Source organism: Dactylosporangium sp. NPDC051087 (assembly GCF_055586325.1).
Map to the genome: position 1 here is coordinate 137,973 of NZ_JBVJIJ010000007.1, position 19,551 is coordinate 157,523.

18 protein-coding genes are annotated in these 19,551 nt (G+C 72.2%); 5 read left to right on the top strand and 13 right to left on the bottom strand.

Going from position 1 to position 19,551, the window contains the following annotated elements:
• Nucleotides 1-112: 112 nt before the first annotated feature.
• The 11 genes from ACZ6TV_RS15340 to ACZ6TV_RS15390 form a co-directional block, all read right to left on the bottom strand.
• A complete protein-coding gene (locus ACZ6TV_RS15340) occupies nucleotides 113-796 on the bottom strand; it encodes a sporulation protein (RefSeq protein ID WP_465297790.1) in 684 nt (227 codons plus the stop codon).
• A 332-nt stretch (nucleotides 797-1,128) separates the two neighbouring features.
• Nucleotides 1,129-1,860, bottom strand: coding sequence for a TSUP family transporter (locus ACZ6TV_RS15345; RefSeq protein WP_465297791.1), 732 nt, complete (start codon nucleotides 1,858-1,860; stop codon nucleotides 1,129-1,131).
• Between the two features lie 11 nt (nucleotides 1,861-1,871).
• Nucleotides 1,872-2,552, bottom strand: a complete 681-nt coding sequence (gene tmk, locus ACZ6TV_RS15350; RefSeq protein WP_465297792.1) for a dTMP kinase — start codon at nucleotides 2,550-2,552, stop codon at nucleotides 1,872-1,874.
• Nucleotides 2,549-3,784: an ATP-grasp domain-containing protein gene (locus ACZ6TV_RS15355; protein WP_465297793.1), complete on the bottom strand. Its 1,236-nt coding sequence runs from the start codon at nucleotides 3,782-3,784 to the stop codon at nucleotides 2,549-2,551. The genes tmk and ACZ6TV_RS15355 overlap by 4 nt, the downstream gene beginning before the upstream one ends.
• A 55-nt stretch (nucleotides 3,785-3,839) precedes the next feature.
• Nucleotides 3,840-5,663, bottom strand: a complete 1,824-nt coding sequence (locus tag ACZ6TV_RS15360) for a sulfotransferase (protein ID WP_465297794.1) — start codon at nucleotides 5,661-5,663, stop codon at nucleotides 3,840-3,842.
• A 70-nt stretch (nucleotides 5,664-5,733) separates the two neighbouring features.
• Nucleotides 5,734-6,906: a phosphotransferase family protein gene (locus tag ACZ6TV_RS15365; RefSeq protein WP_465297795.1), complete on the bottom strand. Its 1,173-nt coding sequence runs from the start codon at nucleotides 6,904-6,906 to the stop codon at nucleotides 5,734-5,736.
• Between the two features lie 14 nt (nucleotides 6,907-6,920).
• Complete coding sequence (locus ACZ6TV_RS15370; protein WP_465297796.1) at nucleotides 6,921-7,940, bottom strand: Ldh family oxidoreductase; 1,020 nt, start codon at nucleotides 7,938-7,940, stop codon at nucleotides 6,921-6,923.
• A 253-nt stretch (nucleotides 7,941-8,193) separates the two neighbouring features.
• Complete coding sequence (locus ACZ6TV_RS15375) at nucleotides 8,194-9,684, bottom strand: amino acid adenylation domain-containing protein (protein WP_465297797.1); 1,491 nt, start codon at nucleotides 9,682-9,684, stop codon at nucleotides 8,194-8,196.
• Entirely contained in the window at nucleotides 9,671-9,967 is a 297-nt protein-coding gene (locus ACZ6TV_RS15380; RefSeq protein WP_465297798.1) for a phosphopantetheine-binding protein, read from the bottom strand. Before ACZ6TV_RS15380 ends, ACZ6TV_RS15375 begins: the two co-directional genes overlap by 14 nt.
• 33 nt (nucleotides 9,968-10,000) lie before the next feature.
• Complete coding sequence (locus ACZ6TV_RS15385) at nucleotides 10,001-10,783, bottom strand: FkbM family methyltransferase (RefSeq protein ID WP_465297799.1); 783 nt, start codon at nucleotides 10,781-10,783, stop codon at nucleotides 10,001-10,003.
• Nucleotides 10,780-11,094: a PqqD family protein gene (locus ACZ6TV_RS15390; RefSeq protein WP_465297800.1), complete on the bottom strand. Its 315-nt coding sequence runs from the start codon at nucleotides 11,092-11,094 to the stop codon at nucleotides 10,780-10,782. The genes ACZ6TV_RS15385 and ACZ6TV_RS15390 overlap by 4 nt, the downstream gene beginning before the upstream one ends.
• Before the next feature lie 244 nt (nucleotides 11,095-11,338).
• On the opposite strand from ACZ6TV_RS15390, the gene ACZ6TV_RS15395 reads away from it, so the two are divergent.
• From ACZ6TV_RS15395 to ACZ6TV_RS15410, 4 genes are all read left to right on the top strand, one after another.
• Complete coding sequence (locus ACZ6TV_RS15395) at nucleotides 11,339-12,178, top strand: hypothetical protein (protein WP_465297801.1); 840 nt, start codon at nucleotides 11,339-11,341, stop codon at nucleotides 12,176-12,178.
• A gap of 139 nt (nucleotides 12,179-12,317) precedes the next feature.
• Nucleotides 12,318-14,717, top strand: coding sequence for a beta-ketoacyl synthase N-terminal-like domain-containing protein (locus ACZ6TV_RS15400; RefSeq protein ID WP_465297802.1), 2,400 nt, complete (start codon nucleotides 12,318-12,320; stop codon nucleotides 14,715-14,717).
• Nucleotides 14,717-15,688, top strand: a complete 972-nt coding sequence (locus ACZ6TV_RS15405) for a TIGR03560 family F420-dependent LLM class oxidoreductase (RefSeq protein WP_465297803.1) — start codon at nucleotides 14,717-14,719, stop codon at nucleotides 15,686-15,688. The genes ACZ6TV_RS15400 and ACZ6TV_RS15405 overlap by 1 nt, the downstream gene beginning before the upstream one ends.
• Before the next feature lie 37 nt (nucleotides 15,689-15,725).
• The gene (locus tag ACZ6TV_RS15410) at nucleotides 15,726-15,938 is read left to right on the top strand and encodes a phosphopantetheine-binding protein (RefSeq protein WP_465297804.1); all 213 of its coding nucleotides are present in this window, start codon (nucleotides 15,726-15,728) and stop codon (nucleotides 15,936-15,938) included.
• On the opposite strand, the gene ACZ6TV_RS15415 is transcribed toward ACZ6TV_RS15410, so the two are convergent.
• Nucleotides 15,927-16,661, bottom strand: a complete 735-nt coding sequence (locus ACZ6TV_RS15415) for a thioesterase II family protein (protein ID WP_465297805.1) — start codon at nucleotides 16,659-16,661, stop codon at nucleotides 15,927-15,929. The genes ACZ6TV_RS15410 and ACZ6TV_RS15415 overlap by 12 nt on opposite strands.
• A gap of 97 nt (nucleotides 16,662-16,758) precedes the next feature.
• On the opposite strand from ACZ6TV_RS15415, the gene ACZ6TV_RS15420 reads away from it, so the two are divergent.
• Nucleotides 16,759-18,060 (top strand): ATP-binding protein, encoded by a 1,302-nt coding sequence (locus ACZ6TV_RS15420; protein WP_465297806.1) that lies wholly within the window; start codon nucleotides 16,759-16,761, stop codon nucleotides 18,058-18,060.
• Between the two features lie 72 nt (nucleotides 18,061-18,132).
• Here the strand turns inward: ACZ6TV_RS15420 and ACZ6TV_RS15425 are convergent, their stop codons facing one another.
• The gene (locus ACZ6TV_RS15425; RefSeq protein ID WP_465297807.1) at nucleotides 18,133-19,392 is read right to left on the bottom strand and encodes an MFS transporter; all 1,260 of its coding nucleotides are present in this window, start codon (nucleotides 19,390-19,392) and stop codon (nucleotides 18,133-18,135) included.
• Between the last annotated feature and the right edge of the window lie 159 nt (nucleotides 19,393-19,551).

Genomic DNA, 19,551 nt, shown 5'->3' on the forward strand with positions numbered 1-19,551 from the left:
CGCGGCCGACAGGCGCGGCCGACAGGCGCGGCCGACAGGCGCGGCCGACAGGCGCGGCCGACAGGCGCGGCCGACAGGCGCGGCCGACAGGCGCGGCCGACAGGCGCGGGCCTCAGCGGGTGGCGGGCAGCGGGCGGAGGAGGTCTTCGAGCAGCGCGGGGACGTCGAGCGTGTCGTCGTCGTGGCGCACCGCGAACCTGTACCGCCCGCCCGGGTCGTCGTCGCCCCCGGCGGCGTCGATCAGGACGTCGGCACCGACCGGGTTGGCGACGAACGTCAGCCGCAGCCGGCCGGCCCCGTGCGGCCCGGCACCGTCGAACCACTGCAGGAACGGGTCGCTCTGGCGGACGCCCGGCACCGTGCCCTGACGCACCTCGCAGCGCGGGAACGTCCAGCCCAGCTGCCGCAGCCCGGCCAGCACCCGCCACTGCCCCGCCGTCGGGTGCACCGTCACCGGGGTCACCCCGACGTCGAGGGGCTCGCCCGCGACGGTGACCGTGGTCCGCAGCCGCACCGCCACGTCGGGCAGCGGCTCGCCCGCGAAGTGCGTGAACGGCGTCTCCCACGGCAGCGGTTGCTCGAACGGGATCGCCCGGCTCCGGCCCGCCGCGAGGGTGAACCCGGCGGACACCTGGCAGCGCAGGAAGTCGACCTCGACGCCGCTGACCACGGTCATGAGCGTCACCGTGACCGCGTCGACGGTGACGGCGTCCCGGGCGCCGCTCAGGTGGACCTGGCCCGCGGCCATCGTCCCCGGCCGCACCCCGCGCTCGTCGAGCATCGCCGATCCGAACATCTGACGCTCCTCGCACGTACCCCGTACCAGGAGCCGACACTAACACGTGACACTGTACGGTCGCCTGTCGTCGCAGCTCACGCCACCCGCACGGCACGGCACGGCCGCCGCCCGCGTCAGGCAGTCGTAACCGGAGTCGCCACCGCACCACTCCCCCAGCACCTGCGACCGCTCGGTCGGCTGAAACCCCGACGGGCCGAAACCACACGCGGCCAGCGCCACGACCACCCACGGCGGCACCCACCGCCGGACGCGCGTCCCCAAGGAACGGACTTCTCCCCGCCGTCGGCCTCCGGAGCCGGATCGAGGGACATGATTTCACGGGCGACCCCTCATCTGGCCGCCTGCCAGATGAGGGAGCCGGCGCAGCAGAACATGTAGGCGGAGAAGTAGAGCTGGTACCGGTTGTCCGACACCCACCGGTAGACCCGCCGGCCGAGCAGCAGGTACGGGACCGCGGCGCCGGCGATGGAGACCAACAGCAGCGGCCAGCTCGGCGGAGGTCCTTCGACGAGGTACAGGACGACGAGCTGCGAGCCGGCGAAGAGCAGGTAGACCGTGGCGACGATGCGATGGATCTCCCGCTTCTCGTCGCTTCGCGTGCCGGCGTACACCGCGAGCAGGCCACCGCCCATGTTGGTGGCCCCGTGCACGACGGCGATCGCGCTGAGCACGGGCCGCCCGCCGGCCTCGCACGCCGAACGCGCCCAGGCCCGCGCCCGCTTGTTGAGCCGGAGCACGCCGCCGACCACGAGCAGCGCCGCCACGGGAAGCCTGATGTTGACGTCGTCGATGAACAGCAGTGACGTCACCGCGCCGGCGGCGATCGCCGGCACCACCCACACGATGTACCCGCCGAACTCATGGCGGCCGGCCCGGTGGTCCAGCAGCAGCTGCAGCAGGCTCAGGGTGATCGACGCGGGAAGCAGCGCGTAGAGCAGGTCCACGTACCCGTGGCCCATCAGCAGCAGCAAAGGGGTGCCGAACAGCAGCAGGCCGACGCCGAAGACGGACTGGACCACCGCCAGGAGACTGATGACGGCCAGCAGAGGGACAAGGTCCATGAGAAGTCCGATCAGGTGAGTGGGGGTGCCGGCTGGACCCGGCGCGGGTCGTACCGGTCGACCAGGGCGGCCACCTGCTCCGTCACCGCTTCCAGCGGCTGCTCACCGTCGACGACCCGGAAGTTCACGCCGTCGTCCCAGAACTGGTCCAGGTAGGTCTGGCGCACCTTGTTCATCCGCTTGAGGTCCAGCTCCTCGCGCTTGTTCGAGCACCTGTCCCGGGCGATGATCCGCCGGATCGCGAGCGCCGGATCGACATCCAGGTAGATGGCGAGGTCGGGCAGCAGGATGTCGCGGTACAGCGTCTGCAGCCAGGGACCGTCCAGGCCGCGCGCCACCATGTAGGCGTAGCCGCTGTAGATGTACCGGTCGGTGACCACCGCCGTGCCCTCGCGCAGCGCCGGCCGGACGACCTCCCGGATGTGGCGGTGGCGGTCGAAGGCCGCCAGCAGTGCCACCTCGGGGAGCATCATCGGGTCGTCGTCGGCCATGTCCTGCACGCACCGCACCACCGGGTCCCGGCGGTAGGCGTCGCTCGGCATGCGGGTGGTGAGCACGGCCCCCCGGGTGGCGAGGTGACTGCCGAGCGCGGCCACCTGCGTGCTCTTGCCGCTGCCGTCGATCCCGCAGATCGCGACGAAGTAGCCCGGTCCGCGGTCGCCGGGTGAAGCCGTGGCACGATCAGCCGTCATGTCCCGGCCCCCTCCTGCTCGTCGGTGGTCTCGATGGTGATCAGCTCGGCGGCCGCGAACGCCGCCTGCTGCGCCTCGGCGACGGTGTCGCCGAAGGAGAGGACGAACCCGGCGCGCTCCCGCGAGCTCTTCATCGCGGCGACCCGGTCGCCCGGCCGGAAGAACACGGTCGCCCGGTCGACGCCGGCGACGGCCCCGGCCTCCTGCACCCCCTTGACTGCGGTGACGACACCGGGGTCGGCCCGGAGGAAGCGGAGGATCACCGCGCTGTGCTTCCCGGACTCGTACAGCGCGGGGAGGTCGACAGGCAGGCCGAGCGAGAGCAGGGCCGCGGCCTTGGACAGGTGGAAGCCGGTGGCGAGCCGCACCAGGCGGGCGTCCTCGCCGCCGCCGAGTCGCGGCATGACCTCGATCACCCGGAACTGCGAGCCGGTGCTCATCACCTGCGCGTAGATCGGCGCGTGCGTGATCCGCAGCGCCTCGCAGGCCTGCTGGAGCACCCGTTGCAGGGAGTCGAGCTCGGCGCGTCCGGTGATCGCCGGGAAGATCTTCTCCATCGCCACCCCGAACGCGCCGCCCCGTTCGCGTTGGGAGTTGCGGTACGAGGTGGTCAGCAGGTGGAACCGCCCGTCGACGACGATGCCGTTGACGCCCAGCTCGGAGCCCTTGACGAACTCCTGCAGCACGACCCTGCCGTTCTTGGTCGCGGCGAACGCGCGGCGGATGCTGTCGAATGCCTCCTCCCGCGAGTTCGCCTTGTCCACGGCGGTCTGCCCGATGCCCTCGTCGGGCTTGACGACCACGGGGAAGCTGAACGTGTCCCAGTCGAGCGTCTCGAAATGCTCCGGCGAGTCGCCGATGGTCGTTCTGGGCACCGGGACCCCCGCCGCGCTCAGCAGATCCCGGACCTCGCCCTTCCGCATCGGCAGCGCCGCGGTCCCGGGCGTGACGTAGAAGGGCAGGCCCAGGCTGACGGCCAGCTGGGAGGCGATGAGCACCGCCTCGTCGCTCCCCCCGGACGCGACGGACCCCGGGCGCCGGTCCAGCGCGAACCGGGTGATGGCCTCGGCGTCGTACCGGTGGATCGGCACCACTTCGACCGGTAGGTCCAGCGCCGGGATGCCCGGCCGGTCGTCGATGACGACCAATGGGCGGTGCAGCTCCAGCAATGCCTCGACGAGGCACAGCTGCGCGTGCCCGCCGCCGATCACCACCACTTCGTCCAGCGACATCGTCGTCCTTCTCCTTGTCATGTGTCGATCGGTGTGGCCGGTAAGGCCCGGGGCGTCATGCCCGGGCGGGCACGGTTTCGTTCAGCGTCCAGGCGCCGCCGTTGCGCGAGCGGCCGGGGTCCCACGGGCACACCAGCCGCTCCCAGACGGGGGCCGGTCGCAGGTCGGAGGAGACGGGGTCGCGACGGGAGATGTGGCACACCACCCCGTTGCCCATGTCGAACTCGCCGGCCCGCAACAGGACGGTGAACTCGTCCGGCGTCAGCCCACGAAGCGCCACCGCGATGCTGATCAGCACCTCACCGTGGAGGGAGACGAAGGCGGCCCGTTTCGGCGGGTCGCTCTCGAGGAGCCCGAGGAACTGCTTCGCCCGTTCGACCAGCTCGGCCATGCTGTTGCCGCCGCCGGGCGGGATCCAGGTGTACGGATCCTCGGCGTCCTTCTGGAGCTGCCGGAGCTGCCGCCGGGTGATGGACGAGCCCAGGGTGCCCCAGAGGCGGTCGTGCAGGAGCTCCGTCTTCTGCCAGAGCGCTCCGGGAACGTCCAGGCCGAACGCCGTCTCATGGGTCCGGGTGTTGCCCGGGATGTCGTCGCACATCCAGAAGGAGCAATCGCTGAAATCGCCGTGCTGCGCGCCGAGGACGCCGGGACATTCCCCGTCCAGCCAGCCGTTGATGGCGAGCACCTGGCTCCTGCCCTGCCCGGTCAGGCCGCGGTCCTCCGGGACGCCGGCGAACAGGGGGAAGTTCTCGACGTGTTCCCCGGCGCGGACCCGGGCCAGCCGTTCGGTGTCCTCGGCCGAGATGATCTCGCCGTGCCGGATCAGGAACAGGTCGAACGGCAGCTGCGCCGCAGCGGCCGCCGCGGGCCGCCGGTGGTCTCGCTGCCGGATGGACTCGATCAGGGTCCGCTGCCGCCCGGTCCGCTCCCAGCGGTCGGACGGAAGTACCGCGAGCGCCGCCTCCTTGCGGTCCCGGTTCTCGGCGGCGAAGGCGGCGATCTGCTCCTCGCTGAACACGATCCGGCTGCCCGTCATCAGGACGTCGCGACGGTAGCCGAGACGGTCCATGGCCGGACCGGCCAGGGACTCGATGATCGCGATGTCGTGACTGCTGAGATTGCCGCTGTACTTCGCCACCGCAGCGGCGGTGATCGGCCGGTCGAGGTTGTTCCAGTGCGTGCCGACCTTGGCGATGTGCTGCGCCTCGGCACTCTTGTGCTGCTCCAGCATCTGCCCGTCGAACGGGAGGTCCAGGAACCGGCAGAGGTCGCGCACCACTCGTTCGGGGTCCGTGACGAGGTCCTCGTAGCGCACGAAGTGGACGGGATCCGGGATGCGGTCGATGCCGGCGAGACAGGCCTGCTGCGTCTGGACCCATTGCAGGGCCTGGAAGTACGGATGCTTCTCGCCGTGGGCGATGTTCGAGAACGAGTAGCAGACGTCCCGCGGGTCCCGGTACAGGTAGACGAAGCGGACGTCCGGCAGCTCGTCCTTCAGCTCCTCGAACCACCTGAGCGCGTCCGCCTCCTTGTTGACCCAGATCCGCGCGCCGTCCGCCTCGGCGCACAGTTCCATCACGGCCGACAGGATCGAGATGAACGAGGTGCCCCGGCAGCGCCGCTCCAGCGCGTCGACCTCGAGCGCGGGGCCGGTCCAGGCGACCGGGCCGGAGGCGATGAGGTCGCACGTGTCGGCGATCATCTGCCGGAAGGCCGGGCGTCCGGCCGGGTCGCCGTAGGCGCCGGCCAGCGGCATCATCCGCCGCAGCACGCCGATCATGTGCGGTGCGCTGATGCCGGGATGCCGCCCGAGCATCAGGCGCAGCAGGTTCGTCCCGCTCCGCCGCTCACCGATGATGAATACCTGTGATGTGGTCATCGAACGTGTCTCCCCCAATGGGCTTCAAGAGTCGACCGGCCGCCGCCGCACCCGGGTCCGGAAACGGCGCTCACCGCGCGGTTCCGGCCCGTTGCGCGCGACCCGCGGTCGCCGTGAGCATCGAGCAGGCCTCGTGGACGTCCAGCGCGGTCCGGCGCGCCGTGAGGGTGGTCAGGAGAGTGGTCAGCAACGCCGCGAACCGTTCGCCGGCGCCCCGGCAGTCCGGCCAGCCGGCGACGGTGACCCGCTGCGTCTCCAGCACGGTCCGCGTGCTGAGGATGTTCAGCACGTCCATGACCATCAACGAGGCCAGCACCTCGTCGCTCCGGGCGGCCGCGGTCAGCAGGCCGGCGGCACCGGCCGCGACGCGGTGCACCTCCGGCCCGCCCGCGGCGATCATGGCCAGGCGCGCGAGGCACCTCGCCAGGTCCGCCGCGGGGTCACCGAGGTGGACGGCCGGGTCGATCAGGACCACCCCGCGGTCCGGCGAGAAGAGGATGTGATCCGGCTTCAGGTCGCCGAACACGACCGCCGGACCCGTCGCCGCGGGCTCCGAGGCACGAAGCAGCCGGGGGGCGAGCCGCAGCATCGCCTTCGCGGCCTCGTCGGGCAGGCCGAGGTAGGCCAGGTAGTCACCGGAGTCCGCACCGGCGAACTTCCGGGCGAAGGTGGGTCGCAGACCACCGGCGGCCATCGCCGGCAGCGCGTCCGGAAACGCCCGGCGCAGCTGCTCCGGCGGGGTCCGCCAGATGTCGCCGAGCACGGCGGCGACCTCGTCGAAGCGCCCCGGCCAGGCAGGATCGCCGCTCCTGACGAGGCCGGCGAGCGACTCCGCCTCCCCCTCGAAGACCGTCACCAGCACGCCGTCCGCGTGCAGCAGGATCCGGGGGACGCCGGACCCGATGCGCCGGCCGAGGAACCGGATGACGGCCGCCTCACGGTCGATCACCGACCCGCCGGCCGCCAGATGGGCGCGTTGTGCCCGTTCGAGCCATGCCGACGGGTCGGCCGTCGCCGCGGCTCTGCGCATCAGCGTCGCCTTCGACAGGCCGAGCAGGCTGAACTTCGCGACGACGAGCTGCCCGTTCAGTGCGCCGCAGTAGACGAAGTTGGTGGGACTGTCGATCGCGCGCAGGTCGGTGACCGGCATCCCGCCGCCGGCGAGGCACGCCTCGACGGCCCGCCGGGCGAACCGCTCGAGCGTGTCCGCGCGCTCCGCGACCGCCGGGTCGGTGGTCCTCATGCCATCAAGCGCCATCAAGATTCGGCCAGCTCCCGGATCTCTGTCCACACGGTGCCCGGCAGCAGCACCACGGAACGGAGGCGGTCGCGCCGGGAGCGCCCCGGCATACGGACCGGCTCGGTGCCTGCCGGCGGGCACGAGAGGACATAGGCCTCCAGGTCGCTGATGGCGCTGAAGATGCCCTGCTCCGAGTCCCCCAGCACGCCCAGCTCGAACGAGATGAACAGGCCGGAGTTGCCCCGGCCCGAGTTCTCGGCGACGACGTGGGCGCCGCCGCCGCCGATGACGCCGGCGAGGATCTCGACGGCGATCGACAGGGCATAGCCCTTGTGCGCGGCCAGACCGCCCAGCGGCGCGAGGAACGCGGTCCTGGGCACCGAGTTCAGCCGCGCGGGGTCGTCGACCGGGCGGCCGGCCGCGTCCACCAGCAGGCCGGCCGGCACGGTCTGCCCGGCGGCCTCCGCCATCCGGATGGAGCCGTCCGAGGCCGCGGTCGTCGCCAGGTCGACGACGATGGGATCCCCCGAGGCCGTGGGGCAGGCGAAGACGATGGGGTTCGTGCCCAGGCGGGCCTCGGCACCACCGAAGGGCACCGCCTTCTGGGCACCCCCGCTGAGGTTCACGAACCCGACGATGGCCCGGCCGCCGGCGGCCACGCGCTGCGCCAGATGGGCCAGCCGCCCCAGATGACCGCTGCGGCGGACGCCCACCAGCACCGGGCCGGCGCCGTCCGGCGCGCTCTGCAGGACCCGGACCACCTCGTCGGCGACGAGCGTGCCGAACGCCAGCCTGCCGTCCACCAGGTGCACCAGGTCGGAGACGCGCTCGGTGCTCGGCGTGGCCGTGGGCGCGAGCTTCCCGAGGCGGATGGCCTTGCGGTACTCCGGGAGACGCATGATGCCGTGCGACGGGTAGCCGGCCAGGTCCGCGGCCACCAGCTCCGCGGCGACCAGCTCCGCGGTCGGCCCGGACGCACCGAGGTTGCGCAGCGCCCGCACCGCCGTTGCGGTGGCCAGCTCCGCCGGAATCTCCATCTGCCTGACCGTCGTGTCCGTGCTCGATCCAAGATCAGCCATATCTCACGACTTCCTTTCGGATTGGCATACTCTTTTCCGACCGCTCGGCACGGGCACGCCGGCGCGAGCTTCGGTCAGCCCCGGTGGTGTCGCGTCAGGCTCGTCGAGGGACGAGCCGGTCCGGAGGCTGAGGCGGCGGCCCGGTCCTGGACGCCGGCATTGCGGCGCCGAGGCCCGATCGCCACGGGTTGCGTCTGCGCGGAGCCGCGGATCACGCGCCCTGAAGGTGCGCGCGATCCACCTTTCCCGTCACGGTGAGCGGGAGCGCCTCACGCAGTCGCAGGATCGTCGGCACCTCGTGCCGTGGCAGCTGCTCCCGCAGGTGCGACAGCACGGACGCGCGCAACCGGGCCTCGGGCACCCCGCGATGCGCGGCGGCCGCGACGACGTAGGCGACCAGCAGGTCGTTCGCGGCCGGTCCGCGTTCCACCCCGCAGGCGGCGTCGGCGATCCACGGATGCCGGCGCAGTGCCGCCTCCACCTCGCCGAGCTCGATCCGGTGCCCGCGCACCTTCACCTGGTCGTCGTTGCGGCCCACGTAGTACAGGTACCCGGCCGGATCCGCGTACGCCTTGTCGCCGGAGCGGTACCAGCGGACCCCGTCCCGTTCGATGAACCGCGTCGCGGTCAGCTCCGGGCGGCGCCAGTACCCGAACGCGAGCGACTCGCCCGAGACCAGGATCTCCCCGACCGAGCACGGCGCCACCGGCCGCAGCTCCTCGTCGACCAGGAGCACCTGGAGGTGCGGCAGCGGCCTGCCGATCGGCGTGGCACCGTCGGGGCGGCCCACCGGGGCACCGAGCGGGGCGAACGTGACGTGGACCGTGGTCTCGGTGATCCCGTACATGTTGACCACCGACGAACGCGGCCCGGCGTCGCCGCGGATCCACCGGTCGACCGCTCCGGCGTTGATCGCCTCGCCACCGAGGATCACGTACCGCAGCAGCGGCAGCCCGGCCCCCGCGCCGATGGCGTGGTCGGCCATGACCCGGAACACGCTCGGCACCAGGTTGAGCACCGTGATGCCCTCCCGCACCAGCAGCGCCACGAAGGCGTCGGGGTCGACGACGGTGTCGGGACGCACGACCACGAGCCGGCCGCCGCTGAGCAGGCAGCCCCAGATCTCCCAGACGCTGAAGTCGAAGCTGCACGAATGGACCAGGGTCCACGCGTCGCGCTCGCCGACGTCGTACCACGAGAAGCACGACCGCAGCAGGGCGAGGACGTGCTCGTGGCCGACGACCACGCCTTTGGGATCGCCGGTCGAACCCGAGGTGTACAGGATGTAGGCGGCGCCGGGTGGTGCCTGGACGGCCGCCGTGGGCGTGAGCCGCCGCACCACCAGGTCGCCGTCCGCCTCCTCGACGCAGGCGGTCGCGGCCGAGTCGTCGAGCATGTACCGCTGCCGCGACGCCGGATACCCCGGATCGACCGGGACGAAGGTCGCGCCGGCCGCGAGGACACCCGCGATCGCCACGATCTGCCGCCAGCCGCGCGGCAGCCGCAGCGCGACGACCGAGCCGCTCGCCACGTCGTGCGCGGCCAGCGTGTGCGCGAAGGACTCGACGGCCTGCCACAGTTCGCCATAGGTCAGCTGCCGGTCGAGGTCCACGACGGCCACCTCGGAGGGTGCCTTCACGGCCCACCCGGCCAGCGCCTCCGTGAGGGTGACGGGGCCGGCGAGGGGGTCACCGCTGCGCATCGGCCACCTTGCCGTGGACCACGGTCACGAGGTCGGTGAAACGGGAGTGCTTGAGGAGGTCGCCGGCGTGCAGCGGGACCTCCACCTTGCGCGCGAGCGACGTCATCACCGCGGCGAGGAGTGAGTCGCCGCCCAGGTCGAAGAAGTCGTCGCTGTCATTGATCTCCGGCACGTCGAGCACGGTCATCCAGATCGACCGCAGCTCGCGCTGAACATGCTCCCTTGACATCTGGTGTATTTCCCCCGTGTGTTCGGTCCGCGCGTTCGGAGAACCCCGGACCATCAGCGATGAATGAGGATCACGTGACCAGGTCCGCTACCGTCCCCGCGCGATGAGGTAGGTCAGCCCGGATCCCTCGTATCCCGGCGCCGCGAACTCGGTCACCTCGAGCTGTTTGGCCTCCAGCGCCGCCCTGACGGCCGGTGGCGATGACCGGCGGCTGTCGACCTCGACCACGGCATGGCCGACGGTGACGTCGCCGAGCCCGCCGAGCACCGACAGTTCGTCGCCCTCCACATCGATCTTCAGGAAGTCGATGTGGGACACCCCGGTCTGCGCGCAGAGCGCCGACAGCGGCAGCATCCGCACCCGCCGGGACTGCGGCTCGAACCGTGGACGCAGCAGGTCGTCGAGGTGGGTCAGGACGTCGGCGTCGACGTCGGGCCCGAGGGCCTGCTGGGCATGGCGCCGGACCAGTGCGAAGTCCTCGACGGGGTCCGCCTGCCTGCCGGACATCATCGAATATTCGGGATAGTAGGCGAAGACGCATTCCTGCTCGGTGGCCCCGGCGGCCACGTCCGGAATGATCACTCCGGGCAGGTGGCCGACATTGCGCCGCAGGACCTCCCGGATGTCGGGAATGGCCTCGATCGCGATGAGGCGCCGGACGGACCAGGCCTGGTGGGCATAGAGCGAGAACAGGCCGATATTTGCCCCGACATCGACGACGGTCGCGTCTCGCGTCCCGAGATCCGGCAACGAGTACACCATGTCGTCGACGATTTCCCGGTACAGGTAATCCGTCTCGCTGCGCGACATCTCCTCGACGGACCAGCCGTTGGGCAGCGTCCGGCGCAGCCGGCCCGGCTGGACCGTCACGTCACGTCTTTCACGAGACCATGCTCGGCGAGCCGCCCGCAGAACGCCGCGACGGCGGGCGTGACCTGCTCGACGTCCTCGCCGGATGCGGCCGCCACCTCGGCGGCGATGTCCCGGACGGTCCGCCGTCCATCGATACGCACCCATACATCACGGCCGTCGCCGTTGAGGACGAACCGGCTCAGCATGGTTTCCAGCAGCACGCTGCGCTGCTCGACCTCGGCGAGCGAGGCGACCTCGCCGGCGAGTCGGGCGGCCACGTCGAGGCTTCGGATGAGGACCCGGTCACCGCCGGTAGAACCGCTGTTCATACCCGCTCCATTCCTTCGACAGATCAGGTTAGGGCAGGAGTGTACAGACGGCGTTCGATCCGCGTGGCCCCTTCTCCGCGACGATCCACATAGGACAATGACGGCCGGACAGTCCGCAATGACATTGAATTCGGTACATAGCAAAAGCGGGGCAGCGGGCCGGGGTCACATGGTTGTAGTGTGCGGGTCCGCGTCGGCTGGCATCGATGCCGCACGCGATCATCACGGGGAAAGGAAGACCTCCATGTTCGCGCCCGCACTCACGGTGCTGACGGCGGCCCCGACCGCCCCACAGCCGCCGGACCTGTCGTACGAGGGCATCCTCAAGCGTTTTCCCGGACTGGAGAACGTCCATGCCTTCGGCTGGACCGGCTCCAGAGCCGAAGGGTGGGGCAACGCGCTCAGCGACCTCGACCTCTACGTCTTCTCGGCCGACCAGCCCGAGCTGCCCGTCGACGAGTCCGCCGAGACCTACTCCGGGCGGGACGCCAAGGGCCTGACGTGGACCGGCTGGAACGGCCGGTACGACGACGTGTGCGTCGACCTCATCGTCTGGCAGCCCGACAGCCTCGAGCGGCTGCTGGAGCCCTACCTCGACGGCAACGAGCCCGAGCTGTGCGGGCTCAGCGACCCGATGCAGGACCTCGTGTACCGCGTCTCCATCGCGGTCCCGCTGTCGAACGAGGCGTTCTTCCTGGAGAAGCAGCAGCTCATCCGCGACTCGACGTACGGACGGGCACTGGCCCGGAAGATCAAGATGGCGGCCGACAACGCGTTGAACGACGTCGCGGGGCAGCTCGCCGCCGGCGACGAGCTGAGCGCCGTGATGTCCGCGGGCTTGGCCGCCGTCAACGCCGCCGACCACTGCCTGCTGCTCGCCGGCCAGTTGTGCCGCGGCCGCAAGTGGCTGCTGCGCCGCATGCAGGCCGCGCCGGGGTGCGGCATCACCCCCGAGGAGTACCTGTCGGTCGTGTACGACAGCGCGTACCCCGGCGAGTCGAACGCCGCCCGCGCGGAGCGGGTCGCCCGGTGGGCGCAGGCCCAGCTGATCCGGGTCGAGGACCTGGCGCTGACGTCGCGCTGACGCCCCGCCGGCCCCACCCCACCTCCGGAGGCGACACACGGAGCGACGTCGCGCGCCTCCGTCGGTCCGGCGTGCCCCGAAGCCGGAGAGACCGCGGTCAAACCCTGTAGTACCAACGGATTCTCGTGGAAGGAACGCCGTGTCAGGACTGCTACGGACACCGTCCATCGCCGTCATCGGGATGGCTGCCAGGTTCCCGGGTGCCGACGACGTCGAGACGTACTGGACCAACCTCGTCGACGGGGTCGAAAGCGTCTCCCGCGGGGACGGCGCCGCGGCCACCGACGGCCGGTTCGTCCCGGCGGTGGCCAAGGTGCGCGATGTCGACCTCTTCGCGGCCGACCACTTCCGGATCCCGCCCGCCGAGGCGGCCATCATGGACCCACAGCACCGGGTGCTGCTCGAGGTCGCGGTGACGGCCCTGGAGGACGCCGGCTACCACGGCGCACACGGCAAGAGCGTCGGCATCTTCGTCGGGTGCGGCGAGAACTACTACCTCCGCGACTTCGTGCTGCCCCACCTGCGGCGCACCGCGACCGAGCCGGAGCCCGGGCGGCCGACGGCCAACGGCACCGAGACCCGCGTGCTCGCCGCCAACGAGAAGGACTTCCTCGCCTCCCGGATCGCCTTCAAGCTCGGGCTGACCGGCCCCAGCATCACCGTGCAGGCGACCTGCGCCACGAGTCTGAGCGCCGTCGCGCTCGCGTGCAACGCGCTGGCCGTGGGCGACTGCGACCTCGCGCTGGCCGGTGGCGTCAGCCTGCTCATGCCGGACATGGACGGGTACGAGTACACGCCGGGCGGGATCTTCTCCGCGGACGGGCACTGCCGGTCGTTCGACGCCGACGCCTCCGGCACCGTCCCGGGCTCCGGCGCGGCGCTCGTGGTGCTCCGCCGGGACGACGACGCCCGCGCCGACCGCGACCATCGCCGTGCCGTCATCCGCGGCTGGGCCGTCAACAACGACGGCGGGTCCCGGGCGGGCTTCACCGCGCCGAGCGCCGCCGGCCAGCAGGCCGTCATCGAGGCGGCGCTGGCGCGGGCCGGTCTGGCGGCCGACGACGTCGGCTACATCGAGGCACACGCCACCGCCACCCCGATCGGCGACCCGGTCGAGTTCGAGGCGTTGCGCCGGGTCTTCGGGACCGGCCCGCGCCGGGGCGGGGCGTGCGTGCTCGGCGCCGTCAAGACCAACATCGGCCACGCCGACGCGGCCGCCGGGGTGGCCGGCCTCATCAAGGCCACGCTGTCCGTCGAGCGCGCCACGCTGCCGGGGACCCTCCACTTCCGGTCGGCCAACCCGGAGATGCCCCTCGCGGACTCGCCGTTCACGGTCCGCCCGCGGACCGGGCCGTGGACGACCGACGGGCCGCGCGTCGCCGGCGTCAGCGCCTTCGGTCTCGGCGGGAACAACGCCCACGTCGTGCTCCAGCAGGCCACCGACGTGCCCGCCGCGGCGACGTCGCGCCCCCGCCAGGTCGTCGTGCTGTCGGCCCGGTCCGAGTCCGAGCTCGCGGACCAGCGCGCGGCACTCGCGGACCGCCTGCGACAGCGGCCCGCGCTGGACGCCGGCGAGCTGGCCGACGTCGCATACACCCTGGCGGTGGGCCGGCCCGCGTACGAGTACCGCTGGGCCGCGGCCGTCCCGGACCTGACGGGGCTGCTCGAGGAGCTCGGCGCCCCGGCCCCGCCGACGCATCCGGCGCTGCGCTGGTCGCTGAGCCTGCACGGCGGCCACGAGCAGTTCGCCGCGATGGGTCGCCGGCTGGCCACGACGGAGCCGCTGTTCCGCGCGGCCCTGGCCGGTCTCGAGGACGCCGCGCCGGCCGGCGCGGCATCGGACCTGCGCACCGCGGCGCTCTCGGCCGCCGCCGTCATGCGCGTGCTCGCCGATCTCGGCATGAGCTTCGGGCGCACCGACGCACCGCGGTGGGCCCGGCCGGTGGTGGCATGGGCCGCCGCCGGCGCGGACCCCGCGACGCTGGCGGCGGCGGTGCACGCCTGCGCACCCGGCGACGACGCCGGGGACGCGCGGACCGGCGCGGGACGGCTGCTGGTCGGTCCCGCGTTCGACCTCGCGGAGGCGGTGGGTGTCGCGTGGGCGCACGGCGTCCGGATCGACTGGCCGGCGTACTTCGGACCCGAGGAGCGCGGCCGGACCCCGCTGCCGGGTTACCCGTTCCGGCGGGACCGGTACTGGCTGCCACGGGCGGCCCCGGAACCTGCTCCCTCGACCGGTGCGGCCACCGAGCCGGCTCCGGCGCCCGCACCGGCACCGAACGGCGTGCGGCACACCGTGGCGTCCGTGTGGCGCGGCGTGCTCGGGATCGACTCCATCCAGGACGAGGCGCACTTCGTCGACGACCTGGGCGGCGACTCCATGTACGCCGTCGAGATCGGCGCACGACTGCGCGAGGTCCTGCACGTCGACGTGCCGCTCGACCTGCCGTACGTCGCGCCCACGATCGCCAGCACGACGCGCTACATCGAGTCGGCGCTCGCCGGCGAGGCGGGCGACGCGGCGAAGGCGGACCGCTGATGCCGGCCCCTGTCACGCGTCTCGGCCTGCAACTGGCCGGGTACTCCTTCCCCGGCGTGGCCGACGCCGACATCTTCACGCGCGTCAGCGAGGTCGCGCGGGCCGCGGAGGAAGCCGGGTTCGACAGCCTCTGGACGATGGACCACTTCCAGCAGATCGACGCGGTGGGCGGCCCGGAGGAGCCGATCCTGGAGGCCTACACCACCCTGGCCGCGCTCGCCGCCGTGACCACGTCGGCGCGTCTCGGTGTGCTCGTGACGGCGTGCGGGTTCCGCAACCCGGCGTTGCTCGCCAAGATGGTGACCACCATCGACATCATCAGCCGCGGTCGCGCCGTCCTCGGCATCGGTGCCGGTTGGCACGAGGAGGAGTTCCGCGCCTACGGGTATCCCTGGTCGCCGGCCGGTGACCGGCTACGGCAGCTGGCCGAGGCCGTGCAGATCTGCCGTGCCATGTTCACGCAGTACGCGCCGAAGTTCGAGGGTGAGCATCACCGGATCGCCGAGCCGCTGAACGTCCCGGGCCCGGTCGACCTGTCCGGGCCGCCGATCCTCATCGGCGGCGGCGGCGAGCGCGTCCTCATCCCGATGGTCGCCGCGTACGGCGACGCGTGCAACTTCTTCGGCGCGCCCGCCACGGTACGCCACAAGATCGACGTGCTGGAGCGCGCGTGCGAGGCCATCGGGCGCGACCCCGCCGAGATCACGAAAACCTGGCTGGGGCACGTCCTCATCGCCGACAACGACCGCGAGCTGCAGACCGCCGTCGACCGGCTCGGCCGGCTCTACCATCTCTCCGCCCGGGCCACGAGCGGCTTCGCCCTGTGCGGGACCGAGTCCGAGGTCCTGGAGCAACTCGCCGGGTACCGGGCGGCCGGCGTCGACGGCGTGATCGTGACCGTGCTGGACCCGGGAGACGTCGCGTACGTGCGGCGCGTCGGCGAGACCTTGAAACGGGGGTTCCATGACTGAACACGGTGCTGCGGCGACCAATGTGGACGGTCCACCGGTGGCCGCGGTGCGAGCGGTGTGGGCGGCCGTGCTGCACGAGGAGTCGCTGGATCCGGACGTCGGCTTCTTCGACCTCGGCGCCTCGTCGGCCGACGTCGTCGCGGCGGTCGCCGTGCTGCGTGAGCGCTGGCCGCAGCTGCGGGTCGTCGACGTCTTCCTCCACTCGACGGTCAACAGCCTCGCGGCCTTCCTGGAAGGGTCAGCGCGCTGACTCCGCACGCAACGCCCGCAGCACCTCGTCAGCGAGGCCGGCCCAGGCGTCGCCGCTGAACAGGTCGTCGGCGTCGTCGACCCGCCGGCACACGAACGGCCCGGTGGTCTCCTCGGCCCAGGTCCGCAGGTCGGCGTCGCTCACGAAGCCGTCCCGGCCACCCCGGACGGCAGTGACCGGCACGTCGAGCGCGGGTCCCGGGCGGTACTCGTACCGCGCGAGCGCCCGCAGGTCGGCCTCCATGACCGGGACGAGCAGCTGCAACATCTCGGCGTCGTCGCGCAGGTGCTCGGGGATGTAGCGCAGCGGGTCGCCCGCGTCCGGCTCGTCCTGCGCGAACAGCCTCGGCGCCACCTGACCCACCACGATCAGGTGGTCCAGCACCGGCCCCGGCAGACCGCGCAGCGCCCGCGCGACCTCGTAGGCGATGACGGCGCCCGAGCAGTGTCCGAACAGGACGATGCGCTCCTCGGGCAGGGCCGCGGCGGCTTCGGCCAGCTCGGCGACGACGGCGTCGACGGTCTGCGGCGGAGGCTCGGTGAGACGCGCCTCCCGACCGGCGAGCCGCGCTCCGTAGAGCCTCGCGTGGTCGCCGATCGCCGGCGCCCACTTGCGGAACCGGGCGGCACCCGCACCCGCCCACGAGATGCACACCAGAGCGGTGGTGGCCCGGGACGACCGGTTCCAGCACACCAGGTTTGCCGGCCGCGCGGCGTCTGTCATCGACTGACCATCCGAACATTTCCATATGGCACTGGCAGTGCTGAAGAATTCTACGGGACCGTCGTCCCGTCGTTTGTCCCACGGGGAGAGATGGATCTTGCGTACATCGACGGCACCGCGCCTGCTCTGCTTCTACGGCTACGGGTCGGCGGGGCCATGGAGCATCAAGCAGAGCCTCGACCCGATCGCCGAGCTGGCCGTCGTGATCAGTCCGGACGACAGCCGTTCGCGGCAGGCCGCCCCGATCTTCGAGACCCTCGACCTGCCGGTGTTCGACACCCCGGAGGACGCGAGGGCCGCCCTCGGCGGCATCGACGGGATCGTCACCTACAGCGAGCTGTGCGTCGTCGCCGCGGCGACCACCGCCGAGCGGTGGGGTCTGCCGGGCATGTCCCGGCAGACGGCGGACACGCTGCGATCGAAGGTGGCGCAACGCGCGCGGCTGGCCGAGTCCCACTGTGACAACGTGCCGTTCCTGCCGGCGGGCACGGCGGAGGAGGTCCACGAGGCGGCGCGGCGGATCGGTCTGCCCGTCCTCGTCAAGCCCGATCGGGGCTGGGGCAGCCGCGACACCCGCCGCGCGTCGACCGAGGCCGAGCTGGCGGACCTCGTCGCGGCCGTCACGCCCGACGAGCCGGGTGGCTACGTGGTGGAGCGGCTCCTGGTCGGCCGCGACGAGTCGCCATGGGGGGACTACGTCTCGGTCGAGGTCGTCATGGCGGCCGGTGAGCCGGTGGTGCTGGCCGTCACCGGGAAGCTGCCGCTGCTGCCACCGTTCCGCGAGCCGGGGCAGTTCTGGCCGGCCCACCTCCCGCCGGCCGAACGGGCGGACATCTGCGAGTTCGTGCTCCGGGCCGTGCGCGCGCTCGGCGTGACCGTCGGCGCCCTGCACGTCGAGGTGAAGCTCTGCGCGGACGGGCCGCACCTGATCGAGGTGAACGGCCGCATCGGCGGCTTCATCCCCGAGCTGCTCGGCGCCGCCGCGGAGATCGACCTGATCGCGCTCGCGGCGCGGGCGGCCCTCGGCGAGCGGCTCCCCACCGTGCTGGACGAGCGGACGGCCGCACCCGGACGCCGCGTCCACTTCCAGCACAGCTGCCTGGCGCCGCTGGACGCGGTCGAGTTCGTGGACGCGCCGACCGCCAGCGCCCTGCGGCGGCGCGACACCGTCGACCTCTACCGCGTCCTGGTCGGGCGCGGAGCCGAGCTGAGCCACGGCGTCGGCAGCCAGGAGCTCGACCTGATCCAGGCTGCCGTCGACGACCACGCGCTGCTGCCCGAGCGGCTCGAGAGCCTGCAACGCGACATCGTCCTCACCCTGCGCTTCGCGGACGGCTCGGTGAAGTCCGTGACGGGCGCGGACATCGAGGCGCTCAACCGCCGGCGCGGGTTCGTCTGAGTCCGATCTCGTCCACAGTGGACCATCATTCGATCCACTGTGGACGACGATCGCCGGTCCGCGCGACGGACCTCAGCCGGCGGGCGCCGGCACCGGCTCGTCCTTGCCCGTCACGACCGGTGCCACGAGGCCACAGGCCGCGAACGCCAGGCCGAGCGCGAGCCAGGCGACCGGCCCGGTGGTCACGACGAACGCGGCCAGCAGCGGACCCCCGACCTGGACGAGGTGGCTGAGCATCTCGAAGCTGGCGAGGTACCTGCCCTGCTGGCCCTGCGGGGCGAGGCCGTAGGACAGTCCCCACGACCCGGCCGAGCTGTACAGCTCGCCGGCCGTCAGCAGGGCGGTGGCGACCACCAGGACCGCGACGGCGACCGCGGCGGAGCGGCCGCTCGCGAGCGGGAACACCAGGCAGGCGCCGAGCAGCGCGATGCCCGCGATGCGGTTGGCGCGGGAGGCCCCGGACACGGTGTCGGAGCCACGGCTGGCGCGCACCTGCAGCGTGACGACGAGAATCGTGTTGATCACCAGCAGGAAGCCGATCACCCACTTCGGCGCGTTCGAGTGCTGCGCGACGTGCAGGGGAAGGGCGATGTCGAGGATGGCGGCGCTGAGGTACAGGAACCCGCAGATCGCGGCGGAGAGGACCAGGCGCGGCTGGCGCAGCGGGTGCTTCCCGACGACCTGCCAGGCCCGTGCGGGCGGCGCGGGCGGCGCCTCGGCGCGCTTGGCGATCCGCAGGCGGCTGAGCAGGATGGCGGAGATCAGGAAGGACAGGGCGTTGCCGAGCAGCATCGCGTTGTAGGCGGCACGGCTGTCGAAGGCGAGCGCGAGGGCCGCGAGCAGGGCACCGACGCTCATACCGACGTTGAGGACCGACCGGTTGTACGCCGCCATGGCCACGCGCGAGCCGGTCCCGACGATGTCGGACAGGAGCACCTTGTGCACCGGCACGGCCGCCGCCTGGGCCAGGGCGACGGCGATCACGATCGCGACGAACGCCACCCGCCCCTGCACCAGCGGGAACAGCGCGAACAGCGTCGCCTGGACCAGGATGATGACGACCAGGGCACGCTTGGTGTCCACGCGGTCGGCGAGGCGTCCGGCGGGCATCGTGGCGAGCAGGCCGACCAGGCCGGCGGTGGTGAGGCTGGCGCCGATGAAGGCGGCGGACAGATCGAGCAGGTGGACGAAGAAGACGACCGCGCCCGTCAGGTAGAGGCCGGTGCCGGTCGAGGAGACCAGCGTCGACAGGGCATACGTCTGCTGCGCCCGGTTCGGCGGGAGCAGCCGGGCGAGGCGGCCCTTCTCAGCCGCGTCCACGGTCGCGGTCACGACCGGCCACCGTCCGGAGCGGGCCGGTCCGGCCAGGCGTCATCGAGCTGTCCTGCCATGATTCCCCCGTTGTTCGCTTGTTCACCCGCCGGTCACCGAGCGATGCCCCGACCATACACGGCCGTCGAAGTCTGGTGGGGCCCTCACCGGAGAGTCCTT